This window comes from Austwickia chelonae, from assembly GCF_003391095.1.
GTDB classification, from domain to species: Bacteria; Actinomycetota; Actinomycetes; order Actinomycetales; family Dermatophilaceae; genus Austwickia; species Austwickia chelonae_A.
In genome coordinates this window covers 478,396-503,742 of record NZ_CP031447.1, presented here as the reverse complement: position 1 = coordinate 503,742, position 25,347 = coordinate 478,396, and the positions used below count along the sequence as shown (strand labels likewise).

Genomic DNA, 25,347 nt, shown 5'->3' with positions numbered 1-25,347 from the left:
TACGGACGATCCACCCCCAGGGGTCAGGTCAGCCGCCAGCTCGCCGCACGGGTGCGCTCCTGCCAGAAATCTTGGTACGGACCGGGTTCAGCGACCAGCTCGGTATGAGTTCCCTGTTGGGCGATCCGGCCGTCGGCGGTCAGGACGACGATCTTGTCGGCATGGCGGACGGTGTCGAGCCGGTGTGCGATGACCAGCAGGGTCGAGCGGCAACGCAGGTCTTCGATGGCCCGGACCACGTTGTCCTCGTTCTCCGGGTCGAGCGCCGAGGTGGCTTCGTCGAAGAGGACGACCGGAGCGTCCTTGAGCAAGGCTCGGGCAACAGAGACGCGTTGCCTTTCGCCTCCGGACAACGCCCGTCCTCCTTCGCCGACCTGGGTGTTCCAGCCGTCCGGCAGCCGGCGGACGACCTCGGTCACCCCGGCGAGTTCTGCAGCGTGCTCGATCTCGGCGTCGGTGGCGTTCTCCCGGCCGACGGCGATATTGGCGCGCAGGGTGTCGTCGAAGAGGTAGACGTCCTGGAAGACCAGGGAGAGCCTGGACATCAGGTCGGGGGTGGTCAGTTCGCGGATGTCGGCGCCGTCCACGCGGATGGTTCCGCTGTCGACGTCGTGGAACCGTCCGATCAACCGGGTGATGGTGCTCTTCCCACATCCGGACGGGCCGACGAGTGCGGTCATGGTGCGGGCCGGGATCTTCAGGCTCACCTCGTGCAGGACGGGTCGGGCCGGGTCGTAGCCGAAGGTCACCCGGTCCAGTTCGACGACACCCGGAGTAGGGGTCGGCGCGGAGACGTCGACTTCGGGCAGCGGCTCGGCGTCGAGGACGTGGTCGACATGGCGCAGGGTGGTCCGTTGGCTCTCGGTACCGAGGAACTGCGCGCTGAGGCTTTCCAGGTTGCCGGTGAATTTCAGACAGATCCCGATCACGGCGACGGCGGCGATCGGGTCCAGGGTTCCGTCGACGGCAAGCACCCCGCTCACGACGATCAGGGTGACGACGATGCCTTGAGTCATCCCGCCGAGGAAGAGATTCGCGAGGACGGCCCACCACAGGTCGCGGACGGCCGCGGTCGCACTCGCCTGTTCGGCGGCGATGAGGGGTGCGTGGTCGGTGGATCGCCCGGCTGCCCGCAGCGCTCCCTGACAACGGGTGAATTCAACAATCCGGTCGGCGAGTTCGGCGTCAGCGGGGTCGAGGATCCGTTGCCCCCGGTCAAAGCAGCGGCGGGCGACTGCCCCGATGAGGAGGTAGATCGGCACCGATGCGGAGAGCGCTGCCCCGAGCAGTGGGTGCCAGGCCCAGGCGCCGACCAGCAGCACGGCGGAGACGGTCAGATCGATGACGAGGACGGTGACGGCATGGGCCAGGGATCCGGCGAGCATCATCATGCCTTCGGTGACCAGCCTGGAGGCGTGGGCGGCGAAGGTGGACGGGAACCAGCCCAGTGGCAGGACGGCGATCTGCGCGCCGAGTCCGTGGTGGACGGCGCGCATGGCGTCGATGGCACCGAGGTAGCTGTTCATGGACAGGGCATATCGAGCGACGAAACTGGCGATGGCGAGCCCGGCCAGGAGGATCAGCCACCGGTCGAAGGTCAGCCCCCAGGAGGTGCCGCCGGTGGCGAGCGTGGTGGCGGCGGGCATCAGGATCACCATCGCGGCCCCTTCGACGAGTCCGACCAGGAGGCAGAGCCACAGGGCTCGCCGCATCCAGATACTGCCCTGCCAGGTGGTGATCCGCCGGTAGCTGGCGTAGAGGCTGCGGGTGGGGGTCGCGGTGATATCGCTCATGCCAGGTCTCCTGATGTCGGTGCCGGTTTCTTCCCCCACAGCGCGGCGTAGTGTTCCTGGTCGTCGAGGTCGGCGTGGCTGCCTTCGGCGATGATCCGTCCCCGGTCGAGAACGACGATGTGGTCTGCGCCGATGATGCTCTGGGGTCGATGCGCGATGACCAGCACGGTGCGTCCGGCGACGAGCGCGTCCAGTGCTCGCTGGATACGGGATTCCGACTCGGGGTCGGTCAGCGCGGTGGCTTCGTCGAGGATCAGGACCGGGGCGTCGGCCAGGAGCGCCCGGGCGATGGCGAGGCGTTGACGTTGCCCACCGGACAGGTCGGTGTATCCGCCCAGAACGGTGTCATAGCCGTCGGGCAGCGCGGTGATCTCCTCGTCGATGCAGGCGGCGACCGCGGCGGCTCTGATCTGTTCGTCGGTGGCTTCCGGGCGGGCGAGGGCGATGTTCTCCCGGACGGTGAGTCGGAGCAGTTGCGGATCCTGCAGCACGAAGGCGACGTGGCGGTAGAGCTGGGCGCTGCCGATCTCGCGTAGGTCGACGCCGCCGAGGCGGATGGTGCCGCCGTCCGGGTCGGCGAAGCGCGCCACCAGGGTCGCCAGGGTGGTCTTTCCCGATCCGGAGGGGCCGATGAGTGCGGTGACGGTGCCGGGTTCCAGGGTCAGGGTGACATCGTCGACAGCGAGGGTCGGACCGTAGGAGTAGCTGACGTGGTCGATCTCGACCCGGTGTCCTTGGGGCGCGACCGGCTGGGCGGGTTCGGGCAGGCCCGGTTCCTGCGTGGCTTCGATGATCCGCAGGGCAGCGGCTCCTGCTCGCTGGCGGTTCCACTGCCCCATCATGATGATCTCGATGGAAGCCGGGAGGACCAGCGCAATGAGCGTGGTGGTCAGGACTTCGGCAACGCCGACCCATCCGGCGTGGATCATCAGGGATCCGACTCCGAGGTTGATCAGCAACAGCAGGCCCGGCGCCACGGTGGAGGTGCCGATCGCTGCAGCTCTCATCAGCGGCCCGCACCAGGCGAGGTAGAAGTCGTGGAAGTCCTCGGTGGCCGCGGTGTACCGGTCGTGGGCGCGGCGGGTGCGACCGAAGGTTTTGACGACGATGAGTCCGGAAACGAATTCGACCATCCGTGAAGAGACTTCGGTCAGTCGGAGTTCCATGTCGGCGGTCTTGGCACCCATGTCCTTGGTCTGTCTGGCCATGAGGAGCAGGTAGATCGGGAAGGTCGCGATGCTCGCGAGGCCGAGTCGCCAGTCGATGACGAAGGCGTAGATCAGCAGAGCAGCAGGAGTGGTGACAGCTGCGGTGGTCTCGACAGGTGCATGGGCAACGAGGGTGTGCAGGGCGAGGGTGTCGTCCTGCACGGCTTTGCGGATGCGTCCGGAGGTGGTGGCGGTGAAGTGCGACAAGGGCATCGCGGCCAGGCAGCGCATGATCCGCTTTCGTAGGTGGTCCCGCAGGCGCAGATCGGCGAAGTGCATCACGGCCAGTGCCAGGAAGTAGAGACCCAGTCGTGCGGTGAAGGTGCCGATCAGGACGAGCAGGACGTCGGTGACCTGTGCTGGGTCGGGTTGTGTGCCGTGAGCGTGGGCGGTGAGGAGGATCTCGCCGAGGTGGACCAGGGCGAGGTAGGGGGCAACGGCCAGTACGGCAGACAGCGCAGCGAGTGTTTTGGCGAAGGCGATCGTCCGTGCAACGGGGCTCAGGAGCTGTCGCAGTGCGGCCTGCCCGCGTTCGTTCTGTCCAGCGCGCTGGGCCGTGGTGTCAGCGGGGGTAATCGTGAGGTTGTCCTGGGAAAGTGCGGTGTGCATCGGGACGTCCTGGGGTTTGGTGGGCCACGGGTCACCACCACCTTTATTAGGTAACCCTAAGTTAATTGCGATACTAATTCGCAATTAACGACGAGACAAGGGGCCGCCGACCGATCAGGGCTGGGCCAGCCGAGTCGCCAGGGCCAGGACGACCGGGACCACCGAGGTCAGGACGAAGGCCGGAAGGAAACACAGACCCAACGGGAGGACGATCTTCACCCGCAGACGGGCCGTGGCCACCTCCAGACGATGAGTACTCCCCACCCGTAGATCCGCCGCCGCCTGCCGGAGCGGACCCGAGGGCGGCACCCCGGCCGCCTCCGCCAGGTGCAGGGCCCGGACCAGCGGCGCCCACCGTTCCCCTGGAAAAGCCCACACCTGCTCCTCCGGGAGGCCCCAACGCCGGCCGGCCACCACTGCGACGAGCGCCCGCTGTACCTGCGGTGGCGCATCTCGAGCCACCGCCTCGAGGGCCTCACCGACCCCGGCCCCGGCCGACAAGGCCAAAGCAACCAGCTCACACGTGGTGGCGACATCTTCCACGGAAGGTGCAGCCTGTTTCGGTGCCCGGCGCCACCGACGTCCATGCGACGGCTCGGCCTCCACCGGTTCGTCGCCAGCGCCGATCCCACCACCTCCCCCGACGTTCGCCGACCCCGCAGCACCGGTTCTCTCCGTGATCGGCCAGCAGAGCACAGCGACCACGATCAGCGAGAGCGACAACACCGGATACCAGCTCATCGGAGCCCTCCTTCTTCGGCGATGGCCCCCACGAGGTGGTTCATCCAGCGGCGTCCCAGTACCAGCAGCACTCCCCCTGCGGCCACCGCGACCAGCGCAGGCGCCGACCGGTAGAGCTGCCCCGGCGGAAGACCCACGGCGAGCGCGAAGAGCGGGCCGGTCAGTGGCAGGGCGATCAGGACGCGCACGGTGGTGCGGGCTTCGGTGATGGCTGTTTCGACCTGTTGGCGGGCGGTGCGACGGGCGCGCAGCAGTTCAGCGACCGTTCGGGTGGTTCGGGCCAGGGGGGTGCCCAAATGGTCGGCCAGGGACCAGGAACGGGCCAGCAGGTCTGTCCCTTCGACGGTAGGCCTTGAGTCGAGGCGTCTGCTGAGCAGCTCACCCAGAGCTGTCCCTTGGGCGGCCTGGTCGGCGATATCGGCGAAGAGTTCCTGGACGTCGGGGTCGGTCGCGGAGCGGCCGGCTTCGGCCAGGGCCCAGGCCGGGGGCAGTCCGGCTTCGAGAGCGGGGGCGAGGGCGTCGATGACGGCCAGGAGTGCTTCTTCCTGGTGTCTGCGGCGGCGTTGGGCGACCAGTGGCCTCGGCAGCCGGTACCTCGGGGTGGCGCGTTTCGTGGCGGGTGGTCGGTGTGCGTGGCGGGGACGGTCGGCGGTCGGGATGTGGTGCATCGGCCAGATGGCCAGCGCGGCACAGATCAGGGCAGCCAGCGCGAGTTTCATGGTGTGGCGGTATCGCAGGTGGGTGCGGGCATTCCTGGGTTTCCGATCCGTTGGGCGAGGAGAGGCCAGCCCGGCCCGGGGAGGTCGCTGTCGGCGTGCAGCGCCGGGGTGACCTGGAGGTCGTTCCCTCGGCCGGTGAGCACGGCGATCGAGTCGAGTCGGCGTCCGGTCGCGGTCCGTCGCAGGTGCAGGGCGACCTCGACGGCGCTGGAGAGTTGGGCCCGGGTGGCTTCGGGGGTCATCCCGGCGAGTGCGCCGAGGGCTTCGAAGCGGGCGATGACGTCTCCGGCCCGGTTGGCGTGCAGGGTTCCTGCGCCGCCTTCGTGGCCGGTGTTCAAGGCGGTGAGCAGCTCGCGGACTTCGCCGCCGCGGACTTCGCCGACGACGAGCCGGTCGGGGCGCATGCGTAGCGATTGGCGGACCAGGGCGACGAGGTCGACGCCGCCGCGGCCTTCGACATTGGGTGCGCGGGCCTCGAGTCGGACGGTGTGTGGGTGGTCGACGGCGAGTTCCCGGACGTCTTCGACGACGACGATGCGTTCGTCGGCGGGGACCGCGCCCAGGAGTGCGGCGAGCAGGGTGGTTTTGCCGCTGCCGGTGCCGCCGGTGACGACATAGGACAGTCGGTGGGTGACGACGGCGTGCAGGATCCGGGCCCAGTGCGGGGGAATGCTGCCCCAGGTGACGAGGTCTTCGAGGGTAGGGGCATGTCGTCGGGGGATACGCAGGCTGATGTGGGCGGAGCCGTCGACGAGGGGTGGGAGGAGGGCGTGCAGTCGGATACCGCCGGGGAGGCAGCCGTCGACGTAGGGGCTGGCGTCGTCGAGTCGGCGTCCGGCCTGGCCGGCGAGGCGGACCGCGAGGCGGCGTAGTTCGGTGTCGTCGCCGAGGTCGCAGGGGATGCGGCGTAGTCCGTCGCCGTCGTCGATCCAGACTCCGCGGATGCCGTTGACGAGGATGTCGGTGATTCCGGGCAGGTCCAGCAGGGGTTGGAGGGGTCCGAGTCCGAGGGCTCGGGCGGTGAGCCTGCGGCGGGCGTCGTGGAGTCCTTCGTCGCCGAGGAGGGGTGCGTGGGCGCGTAGGACGTGGTCGACGCTGTCGTGGCTGGGCTGTTGCCCGTCGCGGGCGAGGGCTTGGATGCGTTCGGTGTAGAGGTGGTCGGGGTGGTTCATGCGGCGCGAGCTTGGTCGTGGAGTCGTTCGAGGATGCGGTCTGCGGCGCGGGAGAGGCGGCTGCGCCTGCTGCCGGGGGTGATCCCTCGGCCTAGTGCGTTGTCCAGCCCGGGGTCGTCGATGATGCCCGTGATGAGGGGCAGGTCGAGGTGGGTGGCGATGTCCTCGGGGAGATCGCCGCGTCCGCGGGGTGCGCGTTGGGCCAGCCAGGTCCGGGTGGGGTCGTCGGTGGCCAGGCAGCGTTCGAGGGTGTCGGCGGCGTGGGGTGCCCGGGCCAGGGCGGGGACGGAGCAGCCGACGAGCAGGATGATGTCGTCGCAGAGGCGGAGGGTCGACGTCGCCGGGCGGTCGACGGAGCCCAGGTCGAGGATCAGCAGGTCGAGGTCGGCGCGCAGCGCGGTGAGAGTGGCGGTGATCGTTTCCGGGGCGATGTTCTGCGGGTCGCCGCCGGAGGAGAGCAGGAGGACGCCTTCGTCGGAGCGTGGCAGGAGCCGGGCGAGAGCGTCGCCGTCGAGGCGACCGCGAGCGTGCACGAGGTCGGGCCAGCGGATTCCAGGACGTTGTTCGTGGTCGAAGAGGACGTCGATGCCGCCGCGGTACGGGTCGGCGTCGAGGCAGCCCACTCGCCGGGTCGGGGCGGCTCGGGTGGCCAGTGCTGCGGCCAGGCAGGAGGTGCCGATGCCACCGGAGGCTCCGGTGATACCGACGACGTGGGCTCGTCGCGGTGGCCTGTCGAGCCCGAGGTCGTATGCCCAGTCGGGGTTGCTCACGTCCATGCCCTCTACGGTGTCGATCCGTGTTCGGCTTCGGAGAGGGTCGGCCCTGCGTTGTGGATGATGGGGTGTCGGCCGGGACGGTTGTGGATCGAGCCTGGTGAGGGCGTTGTCGGGGCGTCCGAGGTCAGCGCATGATCTGCAGCGGTGGTTCTCCGTCGACGGTGATGGTGGCGTGCGGGCGGTCTTCCAGGGTCAGGTCAACGCGGAGGCGCTGGCCTTGGGCTCCGATCGATGCGTAGGAGTACGAGCGGTTCTCCAGGTGGAGGCTTCGGGTCTTCGCGGTGGTGAGCCAGGGGTGTCGGCGGCGCAGTCCGATGAGGTCCTGGTGGAGTCGCAGCATCCACTCCCCGAGGGTGGACAGTTCGGCGGGGTCCTGCGGGTAGGACGGACGGATTTCGTCGTCGCCGCCGATCCGTTCGGTCTTCTCGCCGCGAAAGGCTTGTTCGTCGCCGTAGTAGACCGCGGGGATGCCACCGACGGTGAACAGGATGACGGTGGCGAGTGCTGCCTTGGCTTCCCCGACCCGGGTGGCGATCCGGGTGACGTCGTGGTTGCCGATGAAGGTGTGCGGCACGAAGGAGTCGAGCAGCTCGCCGTGCCTGGCGAGACACCAGTCCAACTCGTAGAGGTTGTCGTCGTGCAGGGAGCTCCAGACGGCTTTCCACAGTTCGTACTGGGTGACCGAGTCCATTCCGGAGGCTGCCACGATCTGTGTGTAGTCGCCGTGGATGACCTCTCCCATGACCCACAGATCCGGGTGTTCCGCCCGAACGGCGGGCAGCACTCGCGTCCAGAAGTGCAGGGGAACGGCGTAGGCGGCGTCCAGTCGCCAGCCGGTGACGCCGCGGTCCGACCAGTGGTTCATGACGTCGATGACCAGCGCGGCCACGGCGTCCTCGTCGTGTTTCAGCCGGGCCAGGGAGTGATGTCCTTCGAAGTCTGCGTAGCGGGGGCCGTCGGGTCCGTGCTCGATGTCGAAGTAGGGGTTGGGTCCGGGGTTCGCCAGCGCGTCCTGGAAGAGGGGGTGGTCGGTGCCCACGTGGTTGAAGACGCCGTCCAGCATGAGGGCGATGCCGCGTTCATGGCACGCGGCGGCGAGCCGGTCGAAGTCGGCGTGGTCGCCGAGTCGGGGGTCGATGGCGAAGTGGTCGACGGTGTCGTAACCGTGGCTCCGGGAAGCGAAGATCGGGCCGAGGGAAAGCCCGTTCGCGCCGAGTTCGATCAGGTAGTCGAGCCAGGGGATGATCCGATCCAGGCGAGATCGTCTTTCCTGTTCTTTCTCCGTGGGGCGGATGGGAGCGTCGCAGAAACCGAGTGGATATACCTGCCACCAGATGGCGTGGTCGGCCCAAGAAGAAGTCATTCCGGTCCTTGTCAGTCGGTGACACTCGCCAGGATGCGGGCGAGTCTACCTATCACCGCAAGAAACTCGCCTGACATGAATTCAGGCGGCAAAACTGCTAGTCAGGCATACCAAGAAGGGAATCACCCGGAAAACGGGGCAGCCCCCGTTGGGGGGACAACGGGGGCTGCCAACGCGCCTAACTCCGGGGGGGAGGAGTCGGTGCGCCACGCTCAACCCGAAGGGAGCGCTGGAGAACAGTCTGCCTCTTCCAAGGCCTTGTGGCAAACCCGTTAAGCCGTGTCTTCCGATAACTCAGGGGGTCGATTTGAACGAACGACCACGACCAGGAATGACGCAAGAACATCTCGCTTCGGCAACATCGTTCTGCCTGAGAGTTCCACCTGCTTCCGCGCCCTTCCACACATGACGATGGCACCTCGAATTCGAGGTGCCATCGAAGCGTGGAACGCTCAGGTTAACAAGCGTGCACCATCACCCGACCAGGACGTACGTCCGAGCAGGGGTCCGTCCACCAGTGGACTGCCCGCGAGTGGGTACCTGTTTGCCCCACGTGGTCGATGCCCTTCGAGCACCGACTCCACTTCCAGGTGTACTCCCCTTGGCATGAACAGACCAGATCCGTATGACGTTGCCAAGATCACACTTAAGATGAAACGGATTTATTCAACTTTCCAGCCCGTACTTCGTCGGCGATTCGGACACCTTCAGCCGCCGCTACCGACATGGAATTGCCCCAATGCGCGAGCCACAGTTCAAGGCCTTCCTTCCTGCCCGTGGCATAAGCAGCAGCGGCCCCCAGGTACGCCGCGTGACCACCGTGCCCCTGCCCCAGCTCAGGCACCACCACGCCGGTCGGGTCCAGCCCGCTCTCCTGCAGGAACGCCCGTTCCAGAGCCCGCGCCACCAATCCGTTCCCCCTGATGAACGGCCGAAGATGCAGGATCTCGGCATGGATCAGCGCCGCGACCACGAAGGCGGGGGCCCCGGTCGTCATCAGCATGAGGCCCACCTGGTGCAATCGCCCCGACAGCTCCTCCACCGCAGGTAGCGGGCCCAGATCAACCAGCTCGTGAACCTCCTCCCCCGGTCTGCGGGGCCGCCCCACCTGCTCGGGCGACGCCAGGCCCGCGGCTGCAGCCACGTGCAATCTGCTCAAGGCCTGCGCAGGCGAACGCCTCAGAAGTCGCGCGACGTACTCACTCTCCGCCGTCACCTGCACCGCTCCCTGCAAGACCGCCGAAGAGGCATCCTTCCGGGTGCCCTCGTCCGCCAGGCCGCACAACATCAACCGCACCGTGTCCGTATCGACCCGGACGCCCTCCAACTCGGCACTCGCCCGGGCGCCACGGACCCTCGACTCCGCGCAGGACTCGGGGATACGCCGACGCAGCGCAGGATGCCAGCGCAGGGCGGTGCAGGCCTCGCGCACTTCCTCCACCGAGGAAGCCACCGTGGGCCAACGGGCTATCGACTGCAGATCCGCCACCAAGGTCACCCTGCCAGCCTAGAGTTCTCGACGTGAGCGCAGTGTCCTCTTGGTCAGCTTTCGTCGCCGTTGACGGACTCCCCGGATGGGTCCTGGTCGTAGCGATGTCGACGGCCGCTCTGCTCATCGTGATGGCGATCACCTACGTGCTGCGGCACCGCGGTCGCCTCAGCTCACCCGAGGCACAGGCCACCTATCAGGCACTCCACGTCGCCTCAGAAGCAGCACGACATCTCCGCGACGGGCTCACCCCCAAGGCCGCCGGACGAGCAGCCCGGGACCTACGCCCCCTGCTACAGGTCTCTGCCGTCTCCTTGTGCGATCCCACCGAGGTCCTCGCCTGGGAAGGCGCCGGAGAACACCACCACGCGCAAGCCCTAGAACTGAGCCGGGTCGTCCTCGACAAGGGCACGACCGTGCGGCTGGGCGCGAAAGACCTGGAATGCGCCGACCCGAACTGCCCGATCCGCCATGCGATCCTCGCCCCCGTCGTCAACGACGAACGCACCGTGGCGGTCCTCGCCTCTTATCACGACACCGTCAGCGCCGATCTCGTCCGAGCCACCGAAGCCGTCGCCGACTGGATCTCCACCCAGTTGGACCTCGCCGAGCTGTCCGTCGAACGCGAGCGGGTGATGGAGGCCGAACTCCGCGCGCTCCGCGCCCAGATCAGCCCGCATTTCATTTACAACTCGCTGGCGGCCATCGCCAGTTTCGTCCGTACAGATCCCCCTCGAGCACGAGAACTCCTTCTGGAATTCGCCGATTTCACGCGCTACGCCCTGCGTAAATCCGGGCCGATGGCGACCCTCTCCGAAGAGCTGGAGAACATCCAGCGTTACCTGACCTTGGAAGAAGCCAGATTCGGCGACCGAATGGAGGTAAGTCTGATGCTGGCCCCAGAGGTGTTGGCCGTTCAAGTACCCACATTGACGATTCAGCCTCTGGTCGAGAACGCGGTCAAACATGGCATCGAAACCTCGACCGGCGTGGGACACATCTCGATCACCGCACGCGACATGGGCGCGGACGCGGAGATCGCCATCGAGGACGACGGAGTCGGGGCCGACCCCGAGGAGATCCGAGCCATGTTGGCTGGACAACGCGGTGATCACGTGGGCCTGGTCAATGTCGACGCCCGGCTACGGCAGACCTTCGGCGACGAATACGGTTTGGTCGTGGAGACCGCAATCGGCGCAGGTGCCAAGGTCTCTTTCCGAGTTCCGAAGTACGCACGTCGAGTTCAGGACCGTTGAGCGCACCTGGCGGTACGCTCAACGCATGACTATGGAAGCCACCCGGACCGGAAAGGACGGCCTGTCGGTTCTCGTCGTCGACGACGAGATGCCGGCGCTGAATGAACTGGCGTGGCTGTTGAATCAAGATGAACGAATAGCCGACGTACGAACAGCACAAAGCGGCGCCGATGCCTTACGTGCTTTGGACGCAGCCACCGCTGACGTCGTTTTCTGCGATATCAGCATGCCGGGATTGGACGGCTTGGAACTGGCTCGCGTACTGGGCCGCTTCGCGGAGAAACCGCAAGTGGTCTTCGTCACCGCCTACGAAAAACACGCCGTCGACGCCTTCGAGGTGTCCGCCACCGACTACCTGGTCAAACCGATCCGGGAGGAACGGCTCTCCGAAGCCGTGCGCCGCGTCGTCGCCGCCCGCAGTCCCGGCGCACCATCCGCCTCGGCCCCGGCGACCGAGGACGAGACGATCCCCGTCGAGCTCGGCGGGATCACGACTTTCGTCCAACGCAGCGACATCATCTACGTCCAGGCGCAGGGCGACTACGCCCGGCTGCACACACGCACAGCCAGCCATCTCATCCGGGTCTCCCTGACCACCCTGGAAGAACGCTGGGCCGCTGCCGGATTCGTTCGCATCCATCGCAGCACCCTGGTGTCCCTGCCCGCGGTCACCCAGGTACGCACCGAACGCGGACGATGTGTCGTCGTCCTGGACGGCATCGAGCTCCAGGTGAGCCGCAGACACACCCGTGAGCTGCGCGAACGCCTGCTGCGCCTGCCCGGACAGGAACGTCCCTGACTCCGCATTCGAGGGGCGGTTCCCGTCCGATGAATCAGTCGTCCCGGGGGGATGCCCCCCGGCGGGTGCGGGTCACCTCACCTCGTAGCCAGGCCCGTCGACGGGCCCCGCGTCGTTCTTTGACCAGTGAGATCGGTGAGCAGACCGACCTGGGAGAGGTCTACGTCACTTCTCTGGTGCGGGCGCAGCTGCGCCTGTCGTTGGTCGTGCTCGGCGGAGTCACGGTCGGGGTGGGTGTCCTGCCGGCCTTGTTGGCGCTTCTGCCTGGTCTCGCCCACGTACAGATCGGGCCGGTGCCTCTGCGGTGGGTGTTGGTCGGCGGGGTGCTCTATCCCTTCCTGCTGATGGTGGCGCGGTCCTACACCCGGGCGGCGGAGCGGGTCGAGCAGGACTTCCACGATCTGGTGCGGCGACGGTGACCATGTCGTTGTCGGTCGTCGCGATCGCCGCGGTCTGTGTGGTGACTGTCGCGGTCGGCGGTTTCGGTCTGCGCTGGTCGCGGACCACCAGTGACTTCTATGTCGCCGGGCGAGCGGTGTCGAGTTCGTGGAATGCCGCCGCCATCGGTGGGGAGTATCTTTCTGCAGCGTCCTTCCTGGGTGTTTCCGGGCTGGTCTTCCTGACCGGTCTGGACATGTTGTGGGTGCCGGTGGGGTACACGCTGGGCTTCCTGATGTTGTTGATCTTCGTCGCGGCGCCTCTGCGACGTTCCGGGGCGTACACCTTGCCCGATTTCGCCGAGATCAGGTTGGGCAGTGCCCGTCTGCGGGCTCTGTGTACGGCGCTCGTGGTGATCACCGGGTGGGTCTATCTGTTGCCTCAGCTTCAGGGCGCAGGTCTGGCGTTGCGGGCGTTGACCGGTGCTCCGGGGTGGTGCGGCGGGGCGGTGGTGACCGTGGTGGTGGCCGCGAACGTGATGGCCGGGGGCATGCGTTCGTTGACTCTCATCCAGGCGGTGCACTACTGGGTGAAGTTGGTGGCGATCGCTGTACCTGCAGTGGTCGTGGTGTGGCTGTGGATGCGTGGTGGGCAGCCCACTCCACCGATGGGGTGGTCCTTCCAAGGTCGGATGCCGGACCATCCCGAGTCGACGACGGCGTCCCTGTACTTGACGTACAGCAGTTTGCTGGCCCTCTGTTTGGGGACGATGGGGCTTCCGCACGTCGTGGTGCGTTTCTATACGAATCCCGATGGGCGTCAAGCGCGGCGGACGACCGTTGCGGTGATCGCCCTCTTGTCCGTCTTCTATGTGTTCCCGCCGATCTACGGGATGTTGGGGCGGATCCATCTGCCGGTGGCTTCGGGGGATTTCGTCGCGGACACGGTGGTCCTGTTGTTGCCGCGGGCGGCTGTGCCCGGGGCTCTGGGGGAAGTGTTGACGGCGGTGGTGGCGGCGGGGGCTTTCGCGGCTTTCCTGTCGACGGCCTCGGGTCTGACGCTGGCGGTGGCCGGTGTCCTCGATCAGGACGTGGTTCGGCCGTGGTTGGGAGTTCGCCATGGCGCGGAGGACGACGGGATCACCAGTTTTCGCCTGTCGACGCTCCTGGCCACCGCCATTCCCTGCTTGCTCCTGTTGGGCGCCGAAGGTGCGTCCTTGGCGACCACGGTGGGTCTGGCCTTCGCGTTGACCGCATCGACCTTCTGTCCGTTGTTGGTGCTGGGTGTGTGGTGGCGGGGTGCCACGGCGGCGGGCGTGGGCGCGGGGATGGCGGTGGGTGCGTTGACCTCGTTGACCGCTGCCGTGGTGACCGTCTCGGGGGTCCAGCTGTCGGGTTGGCCTCTGCTGGTGTTGGCTCAGCCTGCGGCCTGGACGGTTCCATTGGCGTTCGGGACCGCGGTGGCGGCGTCCTGGGCGACGCGTGCGCAGGTCCCCGCGGACGTCATGCATGTCTTCGTGCGTTTGCACGCCCCGGAGTCCTTGAACCTGGCCGAGGGCGACGAGAGCCGGATGTGAGCCCCTTCCTGGCACCTGGACAGCCCTTTCGTCCATCTTTGTCCACTTTCCGGCGGGTTCGCCTACGGCACAAGCCGACCGCGAAGATCGCCCTGCCCGATCCGGTGTGTTGACCCACCGACACGGAAGTTGGACGGTCGGCTATGGTCGGGGGGTGCCCTCTTTCTCTCCACGCCTGACGGTCGTTCCGGTGTCCGGCTATTCGCCGCCGCTGATACCCATCGGGTAGGCGAGGGAGAGGCTCGGCAGCGCGGCCGCAGCTGTGACGGATCACTCACCGGTCTGCCCGCAGCGGCTACTGCCCGTCCGCGGCGACACGACCGTCCGCCCGCGCCGGTGGTCCGGAGCGGAACGCCGGTTCCCTGAACACCCCGGATGCCACGAGGAAGACCAGCAGAAAGCGCAGTGCCACCAGTGAAGTCTTCGTCCATATCGGTCGTGGATAACCGGTGTGTACCCGGCCGACTCGACCAGGCGTCGCCCGGATGGTCTCCCGACGAGATCGACAGCACATGTTTGATGACGGAGCCCGCTGTCCCGGTACAACCCGAGACACCCCACGCAGGAGGACCCCGATGAGCGATCCAACACATCGCCACGACTACTTCGATTCTGAGGCCGAAGGGGTTGCCGATACGCCCGAACTTGAGCAACCTCACGACGAATATCGCTATGCGCCCGTTGTCTTGATCGGCGCTGCGGTGATGCTCGTCCTGGCGATCGGGACCTCCACCTGGACCCTGCACAATGCAACCCGGGGTACCAGTTCCACCGCGGTGGCCGCCAAGGCCGGCCACACCTCGAGCGCATCCCCCACCGGTGCCGGCCAGACCCCTGCACCCAGTGCCAGCGCCGATGGCCAGTCACCGAAGGCCGAGGAGAAATCACCGTCGGCCACGGCACCGGTCGAAGACCCCAAGCCGACCGAGAAGTCGCCCGACCCCGCGGCCTCGGACAAGGATCAGAGCGCCGAGAAGGAGAAGGACAAGGCCGCCGACAAAGCCGATGACAAGGTCGGCGATGACAAGGCCGACAAGAAGGGGGAGCCTGCCGCCGACCGGAGCGCTGCTCCGGCCCCCAAGCCTGCGGGAAAGAACGGCGCGGCTCCGGCTGAGAGCGCCGATGGAGGAGACGAAGGCACGCTGTCCCTGTTGAGCGAGCTCAGCACCTCCATCGCCCCTTCCCCCGGGCGACCGGTCGCTTATCTGCAGATCCATTCGGTGGGCACCCAGAACAACTTCGTCACCCCGCCGTCGGGCTCCAAGACGTGGAGTGCCGCAGACATCCTGGCGGCGCACAAGTCCTACCAGGCGACTTTCCCCAGTGCGAAGTTGATGTCCTGGAAGGAGAACGGCCGTCGGGTATGGTCGACGGCCGTCACCAACTCGGAGTGGAAGACACGTGAGGACGCCGTCAAGTGGTGTCAGAGCACGTACAGCTCCTACGGACCGTACGAGAAGAGCACTGCGCTACGCAGCCGCTGCTACGTTCCCTGATCGTCCGGCTGGGGCGTTGATCGGATCCGGCGACGGGTCCGTTCAACGCCCCAGCTGCCTGTTCGGCCGCCTGAGACCGAGGTGCACGGCCGTTCACAGCTCTTCTGCGGGAAAGGATCGGTACGTCCGATGACGTACAACCTTCCCAGGAGGCTGCGGTGGCCGAAGAGACCCTGTCCAATCTTCTCCACGAGGACCGTCGTTTTCCGCCCGGCGAAGAGGTGGCGGCATTCGCCAACGGCCAACGCGAACTCGTCGAGCAGGCCGAGACCGACCTGGAGACGTTCTGGGCTGCGCGCGCCCAGGAGTATGTCACCTGGGCGAAGGATTTCGGGCAGGTCCTCGACTGGTCCGATGCCCCGTTCGCGCGATGGTTCGTCGGCGGTGAGCTGAATGTCTCGTACAACTGCGTGGATCGGCATGTGGAAGCCGGCCACGGCGATCGCATCGCCATCCATTTCGTGGGCGAGCCGGGCGACAGCCGGGACATCACGTACGCCGAATTGCAGGTCGAGGTCGCCCGGTGCGCGAATGCGCTGGCCGACTTGGGCGTCGGCAAAGGCGATGTCGTCATGATCTATCTGCCGATGATCCCCGAGGCCGCGATCACGATGCTGGCCTGCGCCCGGCTCGGCGCTCCCCATTCGGTGGTCTTCGGCGGTTTCTCCGCGGATGCGCTGCGCAGCCGGATCGCCGACGCGGACGCGAAGGTCGTGGTCACCGCCGACGCCGGTTTCCGACGCGGCAAGCCGTCCGCGTTGAAGCCCGCAGTGGACCAGGCCGTTGCCGCAGAGGGCTCACCGGTCCGCAAGGTGCTCGTCGTCAACCGGTGTGACACCGAAGTGGCCTGGAACGACGAACGCGACGTCTGGTGGCATGAGGCTCTCGCCGCGGTTCCGGCGGAGCGGGCCCCGCTGATGGTCGATTCCGAGCACCCGCTGTTCATCCTGTACACCTCGGGGACGACCGGGAAACCGAAGGGCATCCTGCACACCACCGGTGGCTACCTGGTGCAGTCGGCGTACACCAACAAGGTCGTGCACGATCTCCACCCCGACACGGATGTCTACTGGTGCACTGCGGACATCGGTTGGGTGACCGGGCACAGCTATGTGGTCTACGGACCGATGGCCAATGGCGCCACCCAGGTCATGTATGAAGGCACCCCGGACTCCCCGCATCAAGGTCGGTGGTGGGAGATCTGCCAGCGGTACGGCGTCACGATCCTGTACACCGCACCGACCGCGATCCGCACCTTCATGAAGTGGGGCACCGACATCCCGGCGAAATACGACCTGAGTCGAATCCGCATCCTCGGATCCGTGGGCGAACCCATCAACCCCGAGGCGTGGATGTGGTACCGCGAGCACATCGGTGGAGGCCAGGTGCCGATCGTCGACACGTGGTGGCAGACCGAGACCGGCGCGATCATGATCTCGCCACTACCGGGGATCACGTCCCTGTGCCCAGGCTCGGCGCAGACCGCGATTCCCGGGATCGTCGCAGAGGTCGTCGACGACAACGCCCGACCTGTCGGTCACGGCGAGGGCGGCTACCTGGTGATCACCAAGCCATGGCCGGCGATGCTGCGCGGTATCTGGGGCGACCCGCAGCGTTACCGGGACACCTACTGGTCCAGGTGGGAGCAGCTCTACTTCGCCGGTGACGGTGCCAAGAAGGACGAGGAGGGCAACATCTGGGTGCTCGGCCGGGTCGACGACGTCATGAATGTCTCCGGGCATCGACTGTCCACCTCGGAGATCGAGTCGGCCTTGGTGAGTCACCCGAAGGTCGCCGAAGCAGCGGTGGTAGGTGCGAACGACGACATGACCGGTCAGGCCGTGGTGGCCTTCGTGATCCTGCGGGGCGATGCGGCCGGCGGTGACGAATCTGCCCTGGTCGGAGAATTGAAAACGCATGTCGGCCAGGAGATCGGGGCGATCGCCAAACCGAGGTCGATCATGATCGTCTCGGAGTTGCCGAAGACGCGATCTGGCAAGATCATGCGCCGCTTGCTGCGGGATGTCGCGGAGAACCGTGAGGTCGGCGACGTGACCACCCTCGCCGATGCGACGGTGATGGATTTCATCAAGAACAATCTGCAGGCCAAGGCCTGAGGTCGGTGGGGGCGGTGGTTCGCCGCCCCCACCGGGTCTCAGCTCTGGGTGAGCTTCTCGTCCGGGGTATTACCGACGGGCGCGGGCTCCTCGGCACCCAGATCCGATCCAACCGGGAAGATCATCTGTTCAGGCACGTCCTGGGTCCGTTTCGCCACCGGGTAGTAGACGGCTGCGGTGAGGAACAGACCGACGATCCAGGAGATGTCGGTGCCGCCGAGCATCTTCGTCAACGGACCGGTGTACATCGTCTGGGCGAGGAAGGGGATCTGGGCGAGCACGCCGAGCGAGTAGATCGCCAGTGTCGGCCAGTTCCAGGCACCGTAGCGGCCCTTCGGGTCGTACAGCGCCGGGATGTCGACCCGTTCCCGGCTGACCAGGTAGTAGTCGACCAGGTTGATGGCGCTCCACGGGGTGAACACCATCAGCAGCACCAGGACGAAGTTCTTGAAGTTGTTGAGGAAGTCGGCGCTGGCCAGCAGGGCCACCAGGACCGAGGCGACGATGAACACGCAGATCCAGATCGCCCGCCACATCGCCGGGATCACCGCCGAACGTTGGAAGGCGGACACCGTGGTCAGCATCGTCATCGAACCGCCGTAGGCGTTCAGGGTGTTGACGGTGAGCTTGCCGATCACGATGACCAGGTAGAGCACGATCGCGATGGTTCCCCCGCCGGAGAGATCACCCAGGAAGCCGACCTGGTTCTTCAGGAAGCCCGACCCGGGCACCGACGCGATGAGCACGCCCAGGGCCATCGACCACGACGAACCGAGCACGCTGCCGGAGAAGGTCGCCCAGAAGGTCACCCGATCGGGGGTGTCCTGCGGCAGGTACCGCGAGTAGTCGGCCACGTAGGGGCCGTACGTGAGCTGCCATCCGGCACCCAAGGAGGTGGCCAGCAGGAAAGTCACGATGTTGAACGAGGGCGCCGCGAAGAAGGAGGCCACGTCATGGGAGGTGAACAGTTTGTATGCCAGCCACAGCCATCCCAGGATGCCGGTGACCGTCGCGATCCGCCCCAGCGCGTGGATCCACCGGTATCCGACGATGGCCACCACCGCAGTGATGACACCGAAGACCACGATGCCGAAGGCCGGGGACGTCGCGCCGACCATGCGGTTGATGGCCTGCCCGGAGAGCACTGTTCCGGTCGAGGCGAAGCCCAGGTACATCAGGACCACCAGCACGAGAGGGATGATCGCCCCGACCACGCCGAACTGTGCCCGGCTGGAGATCATCTGCGGCAGACCCAGCCGAGGCCCCTGGGCCGAGTGCAAGGCCATGACCGCGCCACCGAGGATGTTCCCGAGGGTGAGACCGATGATGGCCCACAGCGCGTCCGCGCCGAAGACGACGGCCAAGGCACCGTCGACCAACGCCGTGATCTGCATGTTCGCACCGAACCACAGGGTGAACTGACTCATCGGCCGCCCATGTCGTTCACCAGCGGGAATGACGTCGATGCTGCGGCGTTCCACGCCGGAGGGGGCAGCGTTCATGGGTCCTCCTGAAGGTGAACAGAGGCGGCGGGATCAGCGCTCCCGGGTGACGTCCCTGTCGTCGGTCACTGACGTAGTGTGCACGTTGCCGCATCGAATCGCATACGTCGACCAGGAACGATCCATGGCCGCCGCCCCTCGCTCGACACGAAAAAGCTTCTTCTCGAGCTGTTCCCGATTCAGCTCCCCGGGGTCCTGGGGCGACCCTGCACCGGACCTTCCTGGCAGACTGCGAACATGCGCGCCGTAGCCATCGACCGTTTCGGGTCGCCCGAAGAAATGCATGTCGTCGATCTCCCGGTGGCCGAGCCAGGCCCGGGCGAAGTCCGAGTACGGGTCACCGCTGCCGGGGTGAACCCACTGGACTACAAGATCCGGGACGGTTCTTCCGGGCTGGTGAAGGACTTCGGGCCGGACGACTTCCCGTTGGTGCTCGGTCGCGAGTGCTGCGGGGTCGTGGAGGCCGCCGGCGAGGGCAGTGGTCTCGCGGTGGGCACCCGGGTCTTCGGGATGGCACCGCTCCGGCATCGCGGAGGCTGTTACGCCGAGCAGGTGGTGCTTCCGGCCGATTGTCTGTCCCCCGCACCGGAGGGAGCCGAGGACCACCGGTTGGCCGGGACGGCGCTGGCGGGGCTGACCGCGTGGACGGCTGTGCACGATCTGGCGAAGGTCTCCGCCGGTGAGACCGTTCTGGTGCACGGGGGCGCCGGTGGCGTCGGGCAGTTCGTCGTCCAATTGGCGGTGGAGGCCGGTGCCACGGTGTACGCCACCGCGAGTGCGGGCAAGCGTGAACTGGTGGAGTCGATGGGTGCGGTGCACGTCGATTACACCCGTGAGGATTTCACGACGGCGACGCCTCGCCCCGAGGTGATCGTCGACGGCGTCTACTTCGGCACTTACGGGCCGTCGATGGATCACCTGAAGGACGGCGGCCGTCTGGTGATCCTGCCGTCCTTGGCGGATCTGGGACCGGCGCGGGAGCGCGGCATCGAGGTGTCCGTGCCCCTGATCGCTCCGGACCCTTCCCGCTTGGCGGCCTTGGCCGAGCGGGTGGCTGATGGCCGGCTCACCGTCGAGGTCGGGCAGGTGCTGCCCTTGTCGGAGGCCGCGCACGCGCACCGGCTCGTCGAGGGGGGCCATGCTCGGGGCAAGGTCGTTCTGGAGGTGACCCGCTAGCATGCGTGTGCGCGCTCAGGGCAGCACCTGAGGCAAAGGGCTGCGCCCCCAACCGTGGACGGGGTCCTCGGCCGGAGGCGCAGCACAGCCACACACCGTGCCCGGCCGATCCGGAACCTCAGAGTGGCTCGACAGGAAGCACCGGGACCACGGTCTCGCCAGGCCGCGACTGGGGCTCGGTCACCGCGGTGACGGCGGGCTGCAAGGCAAGCCACCACTGTTCACGTGGACGACGGTTCGCCCGGTCGACATCCTCATCGAAATGAGCCAGCGGCCGACGCTGCGTCTCCCCCACCATGTATCCCAGATAACGACCTTCAGCCGTCCCAGCTTTCAGCTGACCTGCCAGGTCGTCGATCGCTTCCTGGACAAGCCTCGTGGCCAGCAGCCGGTCGAAAGCCGACGGGCTGCCGCCCTGCTGGAGATGCCCCAGTACGGCCTGGCGCACGTCGAACAGATCGGCCCCCTCCTGTTCGAACAGACGTGCCAGGAAATCGGTGGTGTACATCTCCGAGGCCTCCTCGTTCCGGACGGCCAGGAAGAGACGTCGCCCGCCGCGGAAGGCCTCCAACATCCGCTCGACATCACCTTGCAGATCGGACAGGGTGATGCCCTCTTCGTGCAGATACACCCGTTCGGCGCCACCGGCGAGACCGGACATCAACGCCAAGTAGCCGCATCGACGCCCCATCGTCTCCACGACGAAACACCGCCGCGCCGCCGATGCCGACTGCTTGATCCGATCCATCGCCCACACGACATTGTTCAACGCCGTGTCCGCCCCGATGGACAATTCCGCACCGGGGCAGTTGTTGTCGATGGTCGCCGGCACGCAGACGATCGGCATCGCGAACGCAGGATAGCGTTCACGCTCCCGGACCAGTAGGGCGGCAGCCTCGTAGGCGTCGTACCCGCCGATGAGCAGCAGGGCATCGATCTCGTGTTTCTCGATCGCCCGACCGATGGAGTAAAGATGCTCGATACCGGGCACCGTGCGCCGGGTTCCCAGCTCAGCGCCTCCGTCACCGACCCACCCCTCGGCGTCTCCCCAACACAACGGGCGGATGTCCCCGTCGAGAAGACCCTTGAACGAGCCGTACACACCGACCATGTCGAGCCCGGCGTCGATGCCGAGACGGACAGCGGCCCGAGCCGCAGTGTTCATCCCCGGAGCGAGCCCACCGACGTGCATGATCGCGACCCGTTTCGCACCGTGATGAACCCGAGCGTTGTCCTCGTCGGTCGGCGGCCTGCTCATCGTGGCGAAGACGTCGACCATCCGCCGGAAGCTACCCCCACGAGCGGCCATCGCCTTCTCGTAGTCACCGGCAGCGATGTGATCGGCCACGGCCCGTGTCGCCGCCACCGATTCGACCAAGGGAATGCGCGCGATCCGGTTGTGGCGGACCCCGAGCACGTGCGCGGTGGAATCAGCGGTGGCCTCCAGCACCTCGTGCACTGCGGCGTACCCCAGCAGGGTGGACATCCATCGGTCGTACGCGCTGGGGCTGCCGCCACGTTGGACATGCCCGAGGATGGTGACCCGGGTGTCTTCACCGAGCTGTTCGGCCAGAACTTCCTTGACCCGCTCGGCCTTGATCGGACTGCCGTGACGGTCCTGGGCACCCTCGGCGACCAGGACCATCGAATCCCGCCGCCCGGCGGCACGCCCGGCCCGCAACTTGGTGCACAGGTCCTCCTCCCATCCGTCCTCGGGTGGGTTCTCCGGGATGAACACATAGTCGCAGCCGCCGGCGATGGCCGCCATCAACGGCAAGTAGCCGCAGTGTCGTCCCATCACCTCGACGACGAAGCTCCGCTGGTGGGAGGCTGCAGTGGAGGAAATCGAGTCGATAGCATCGACGATCCGGTGCAGAGCCGAGTCGGCCCCGATCGTCATATCGGTACCGACCATGTCGTTGTCGATGGAACCCACCAGGCCGGCGATCATCAACGACGGATGTGCGGCCGCCGTCTCCGGATCGATCTCCCCCCGCCCCACCAGTTCTTCGACGAGCCCCGGCCAATTGCGCCGGAACTCGTTCGTGCCGGTGAGCGACCCGTCGCCTCCGATGACGACCAGACGGTCGATGCCGTGGGCCAACAGATTTCGAGCCGCCTTGAGCTGCCCCTCCCGTCCGCGGAACTCCTGGCAGCGAGCGGTCCCGATGATCGTCCCCCCGCTGTTGAGGATATTGCTGACATCCTCCCAGTCCATCGGACGGATGCCGTCGCCACCGTCGACCGCGCCCTGCCATCCCTCGGTGATCGCGTAGACCTCGACGCCCAGATGGATCCCGGTCCGCACTACCGCACGCACTGCGGCATTCATCCCTTGAGCGTCTCCACCACTGGTCAGGACCCCTATTCGGGCAGCTGTCGCTCCCTTCGCAGGGGCCTCTGACGAGAGATCGTCCCCGGGATCTGCCTCCACTCCTGCAGAAGCCGGTACGGATTGCTCGGACATACGGAACCCCTCCTGGTGTGCTCACGTCGTCGTCCAGCGTGCCTCCGGAGCCATGGCCGCCCTGTCCATCATGCCCCGAGAGGTCATCCCGCGGCCTGCCGACCCAGAGCAGAAAGCAGTTCAAGGACCTTGGGGGATAACGAAGTAGCCACGGAGGCGGGAGAATGGCCTTCGGCTGGGTAACTTCTGATCGGAGGATCGGACCAGAAGCGCAGATCCGGTCGGACGGCCAGCGAGTCGCGGTATCGGGGAGGCCCCGAAGCACTGCACTCGCTATCGTCATGAACGAACATATTCGCCGGGCCGTGCAGGCCCGTGAGGAGGGAACAATCCATGGCGATCGCCAACCCTGAGGGACGAACTCCCGCGCATGAGTCCTCCTCGGCTGCCGGGCGGGTTGCCGCCAGGGAGTACGAACCGACCATCGGGGCACTCGTCCACGACGTCCTGGAGGACGTGTCCACCCTCATTCGAAAGGAGATCCAGCTCGCCAAGTCGGAGGTGACGGCCGACGCCAAGAAAGGTGGCATGGGCGCCGCCTTCTTCGTGGTCGCTGGGGTCTTCGCCTTCCTCGGCCTGATCTTCCTGCTGCACTCCTTCGCCCGGACGATCGCGGTATGGCTGCCTGTCTGGGCGGGCTACCTGATCGTCGCAGTGATCCTCTTCATCGGCGCCGCCATCGCCGCGGTGATCGGCAAGAATCAGCTGAGCAAGGTCAAGGGCAAGCCGGAACGGACGATCGTGACCTCCAAGGAGACGGTCGAGGTCGTGAAGAAGGCCGCCCAGGGCTGATCCGGTTACGTGTCCGCCCCCCAGAGGCCCGCCTCCCCGTCACACGACTGGAGACGGGCCTCCGGCGTTCTTCCGACCCCCTCTGCTGTCCGTCCGAGGTCGGCCCTCAGCCACCGGTCTTCGTGCAATTTCCGGTGCTGACCTCCGGGGACTGACGGTTCACGCTCTTCAGAACCGGCCGGGCCTCCTCCAGGGTCAAGGCGTATCCGGTCTCCTTGTCATCGAGTGAACGTGCGAAGACCACCCCGGCGACGCTCCCGTCCGGTGCGAGCAGCGGCCCTCCGGAGTTACCGGGGCGGACCGTCGCCAGCAACGAGTACACCTGACGCTGCACCGGACTGCTGCCATAGATGTCGTCACCGTGTGCTTCCAGGATCTCCCTGATCCGGGCGGCATCGACCTTCAACGGGCCCCCCAGCGGATACCCGGCGACCACGGCAGACTCCCCGTTCTCCAAGGAGCGCCCCAGTGGCAAAGGTTGGTGCCGCAGGTTGTTGACCGAGAGGACGGCCAAATCACGCTTGGCATCGAAGGCCACCACCTTCGCCGGCAACGAACTGTTCCCTGTTCTCACCCGCACATTCTTCGACCCCGCGACGACGTGGGCATTGGTGACGACCATGCCCGGGGAATAGACCCATCCGGTGCCCTCCTGCGACCGGGAACAGGCCGGGGCCGAGGCATCGATCCGCAGCACCGAGTTCACCGCCTTCTGGATCGCCGGGGAAGTCGCCACGGACGGATCCACCCCGGCGACAGGCCGGATCGGTTCGGCACCGATGGTGGAGAACACCCGGGGGAAGCCGTAGGCGTCGAGTGTCGTCTTGACCTCGCCGAGCACTTGCTCGCTGGTGGCCGGCATCGCCGAGTCGATGGCCGCGACCACCCTCGACTGCCCGATTCCCCTGGCCAGCTCCCCCGGCACGACCACCCGCAACACCCCGACGGTGAACCACGCTGTCGCCGAAGTGACCACGACAGTGAGTACCGCGCCCAGCACCGAGTCGACGACACCCAACCTGGACCGGTCCAAGCCGTGGGCGATCTGCGCGACGACCTTGACGAACAGTCCTTGCACGACCAGAGCCAGGAAGAGCGTTCCTCCGACCAGGACGGCAGGCCGGAAAGCCGCGGGTGAGTCCGGCACCCACAAGGCCACATATCCCGGCAACAACCACAACCCGAGTGCCGCCCCGACGAGGAAACCCGCCGCGGACACGAAGGTCACCAAGAGGCCTCGGCGATAACCGGCCAAGGCGCCCGAAGCCAGCAGGAGCAACAACAGGATGTCCAGTACGACACCGACGTTCACCGGGTCTCCTCCGTGGTCCGGATGTGATCGGTCGAAGCGGGCAACCCCTGCCGGGGCACCTCACGTTCGACCGCGGGATCCCACCCGCCGGGGTCGATCCCGGCCAGGTCGAGAGTCGCGGTCAACAGAGCCGCAGTGAATCCCCAGATGAACAGGCCGTCGACAACGTAGGCCGGCGAACGGTATCCGCTCGGGTGGACAGCGGTGAAACGGTTCTGTGGAGTGGTGAGCTCCTTGACGGAGACCCGCACCACCCGCGCCACCTCCTCCGCGCTGTACGCGGAGACCGGCGAGGGCCGATCCCACCACCCCAGCACGGGAGTCACCGACGAATTCGACGCGGACAGGAAGAGCTCGGGCAGCTGGCCCAGGATCTGCACCCCTGAGGGGTTCAACCCGATCTCTTCGCGAGCCTCCCGCAACGCTGCGTCGACCGGCCCCTCGTCATCGACATCGATCTGCCCGCCGGGAAAAGAGACCTGACCGGCATGGCTACGCAGGTGAGCGGCGCGTTGAGTCAGGACGACGTCCTCCCCACCGCCCGGATGAGGACCGTAGAGCATCAGCACAGCCGCAGTCCTCCCACGTCGTCGGGGCGGGGGCCTG

At 66.8% G+C, this 25,347-nt stretch carries 20 protein-coding genes; 8 read left to right on the top strand and 12 right to left on the bottom strand.

Annotated features, from left to right (window positions below):
- Nucleotides 1-23: 23 nt before the first annotated feature.
- The 8 genes from DX923_RS02220 to DX923_RS02185 form a co-directional block, all read right to left on the bottom strand.
- Entirely contained in the window at nt 24-1,793 is a 1,770-nt protein-coding gene (locus tag DX923_RS02220) for an ABC transporter ATP-binding protein (RefSeq protein WP_116112382.1), read from the bottom strand.
- Nucleotides 1,790-3,610, bottom strand: a complete 1,821-nt coding sequence (locus DX923_RS02215) for an ABC transporter ATP-binding protein (protein ID WP_116112380.1) — start codon at nt 3,608-3,610, stop codon at nt 1,790-1,792. Before DX923_RS02215 ends, DX923_RS02220 begins: the two co-directional genes overlap by 4 nt.
- Nucleotides 3,611-3,724: 114 nt before the next feature.
- Nucleotides 3,725-4,351, bottom strand: coding sequence for a type II secretion system F family protein (locus DX923_RS02210; RefSeq protein ID WP_116112378.1), 627 nt, complete (start codon nt 4,349-4,351; stop codon nt 3,725-3,727).
- Nucleotides 4,348-5,070, bottom strand: a complete 723-nt coding sequence (locus DX923_RS02205) for a type II secretion system F family protein (RefSeq protein WP_116112377.1) — start codon at nt 5,068-5,070, stop codon at nt 4,348-4,350. The genes DX923_RS02210 and DX923_RS02205 overlap by 4 nt, the downstream gene beginning before the upstream one ends.
- Nucleotides 5,067-6,242, bottom strand: coding sequence for a TadA family conjugal transfer-associated ATPase (locus tag DX923_RS02200; RefSeq protein ID WP_116112375.1), 1,176 nt, complete (start codon nt 6,240-6,242; stop codon nt 5,067-5,069). Before DX923_RS02200 ends, DX923_RS02205 begins: the two co-directional genes overlap by 4 nt.
- On the bottom strand, nt 6,239-7,018 hold the full coding sequence (gene ssd / locus DX923_RS02195) for a septum site-determining protein Ssd (RefSeq protein ID WP_116112373.1): 780 nt from the start codon (nt 7,016-7,018) through the stop codon (nt 6,239-6,241). The genes DX923_RS02200 and ssd overlap by 4 nt, the downstream gene beginning before the upstream one ends.
- A gap of 124 nt (nt 7,019-7,142) precedes the next feature.
- Nucleotides 7,143-8,381, bottom strand: a complete 1,239-nt coding sequence (locus DX923_RS02190; protein WP_116112371.1) for an alpha-amylase family protein — start codon at nt 8,379-8,381, stop codon at nt 7,143-7,145.
- Between the two features lie 646 nt (nt 8,382-9,027).
- On the bottom strand, nt 9,028-9,879 hold the full coding sequence (locus DX923_RS02185) for a Fic family protein (RefSeq protein ID WP_116112369.1): 852 nt from the start codon (nt 9,877-9,879) through the stop codon (nt 9,028-9,030).
- A gap of 23 nt (nt 9,880-9,902) precedes the next feature.
- On the opposite strand from DX923_RS02185, the gene DX923_RS02180 reads away from it, so the two are divergent.
- The 6 genes from DX923_RS02180 (at nt 9,903) to acs (ending at nt 17,492) form a co-directional block, all read left to right on the top strand.
- Nucleotides 9,903-11,126, top strand: coding sequence for a histidine kinase (locus tag DX923_RS02180; protein WP_205413093.1), 1,224 nt, complete (start codon nt 9,903-9,905; stop codon nt 11,124-11,126).
- 25 nt (nt 11,127-11,151) lie between these two features.
- Nucleotides 11,152-11,925 carry a LytR/AlgR family response regulator transcription factor gene (locus DX923_RS02175; protein ID WP_116112367.1) on the top strand — a complete coding sequence of 258 codons (774 nt, stop codon included), beginning with the start codon at nt 11,152-11,154 and terminating at the stop codon, nt 11,923-11,925.
- Nucleotides 11,926-11,954: 29 nt separating this feature from the next.
- Nucleotides 11,955-12,344 carry a hypothetical protein gene (locus DX923_RS02170; protein ID WP_116112366.1) on the top strand — a complete coding sequence of 130 codons (390 nt, stop codon included), beginning with the start codon at nt 11,955-11,957 and terminating at the stop codon, nt 12,342-12,344.
- Entirely contained in the window at nt 12,341-13,879 is a 1,539-nt protein-coding gene (locus DX923_RS02165; protein WP_116112364.1) for a cation acetate symporter, read from the top strand. The genes DX923_RS02170 and DX923_RS02165 overlap by 4 nt, the downstream gene beginning before the upstream one ends.
- Before the next feature lie 575 nt (nt 13,880-14,454).
- Nucleotides 14,455-15,375, top strand: coding sequence for a hypothetical protein (locus DX923_RS02160; RefSeq protein ID WP_116112363.1), 921 nt, complete (start codon nt 14,455-14,457; stop codon nt 15,373-15,375).
- A 158-nt stretch (nt 15,376-15,533) separates the two neighbouring features.
- Nucleotides 15,534-17,492 (top strand): acetate--CoA ligase, encoded by a 1,959-nt coding sequence (acs, locus tag DX923_RS02155; RefSeq protein WP_116112361.1) that lies wholly within the window; start codon nt 15,534-15,536, stop codon nt 17,490-17,492.
- Nucleotides 17,493-17,530: 38 nt separating this feature from the next.
- Here acs and DX923_RS02150 read toward each other — a convergent pair whose 3' ends face one another.
- The gene (locus DX923_RS02150) at nt 17,531-18,994 is read right to left on the bottom strand and encodes a purine-cytosine permease family protein (protein ID WP_116112360.1); all 1,464 of its coding nucleotides are present in this window, start codon (nt 18,992-18,994) and stop codon (nt 17,531-17,533) included.
- A gap of 237 nt (nt 18,995-19,231) precedes the next feature.
- On the opposite strand from DX923_RS02150, the gene DX923_RS02145 reads away from it, so the two are divergent.
- A complete protein-coding gene (locus tag DX923_RS02145; protein WP_116116100.1) occupies nt 19,232-20,170 on the top strand; it encodes an NADP-dependent oxidoreductase in 939 nt (312 codons plus the stop codon).
- A 118-nt stretch (nt 20,171-20,288) separates the two neighbouring features.
- Here the strand turns inward: DX923_RS02145 and DX923_RS02140 are convergent, their stop codons facing one another.
- Nucleotides 20,289-22,637, bottom strand: coding sequence for a 6-phosphofructokinase (locus DX923_RS02140; protein ID WP_116112358.1), 2,349 nt, complete (start codon nt 22,635-22,637; stop codon nt 20,289-20,291).
- 333 nt (nt 22,638-22,970) lie between these two features.
- Between DX923_RS02140 and DX923_RS02135 the strand changes: the two genes are divergently transcribed.
- A complete protein-coding gene (locus DX923_RS02135) occupies nt 22,971-23,429 on the top strand; it encodes a phage holin family protein (protein WP_116112356.1) in 459 nt (152 codons plus the stop codon).
- 106 nt (nt 23,430-23,535) lie between these two features.
- On the opposite strand, the gene DX923_RS02130 is transcribed toward DX923_RS02135, so the two are convergent.
- Together DX923_RS02130 and DX923_RS02125 are read right to left on the bottom strand one after the other, a co-directional pair.
- The gene (locus DX923_RS02130) at nt 23,536-24,741 is read right to left on the bottom strand and encodes a MarP family serine protease (protein WP_116112354.1); all 1,206 of its coding nucleotides are present in this window, start codon (nt 24,739-24,741) and stop codon (nt 23,536-23,538) included.
- Nucleotides 24,738-25,304: an NUDIX hydrolase gene (locus tag DX923_RS02125; protein ID WP_240322803.1), complete on the bottom strand. Its 567-nt coding sequence runs from the start codon at nt 25,302-25,304 to the stop codon at nt 24,738-24,740. The genes DX923_RS02130 and DX923_RS02125 overlap by 4 nt, the downstream gene beginning before the upstream one ends.
- Between the last annotated feature and the right edge of the window lie 43 nt (nt 25,305-25,347).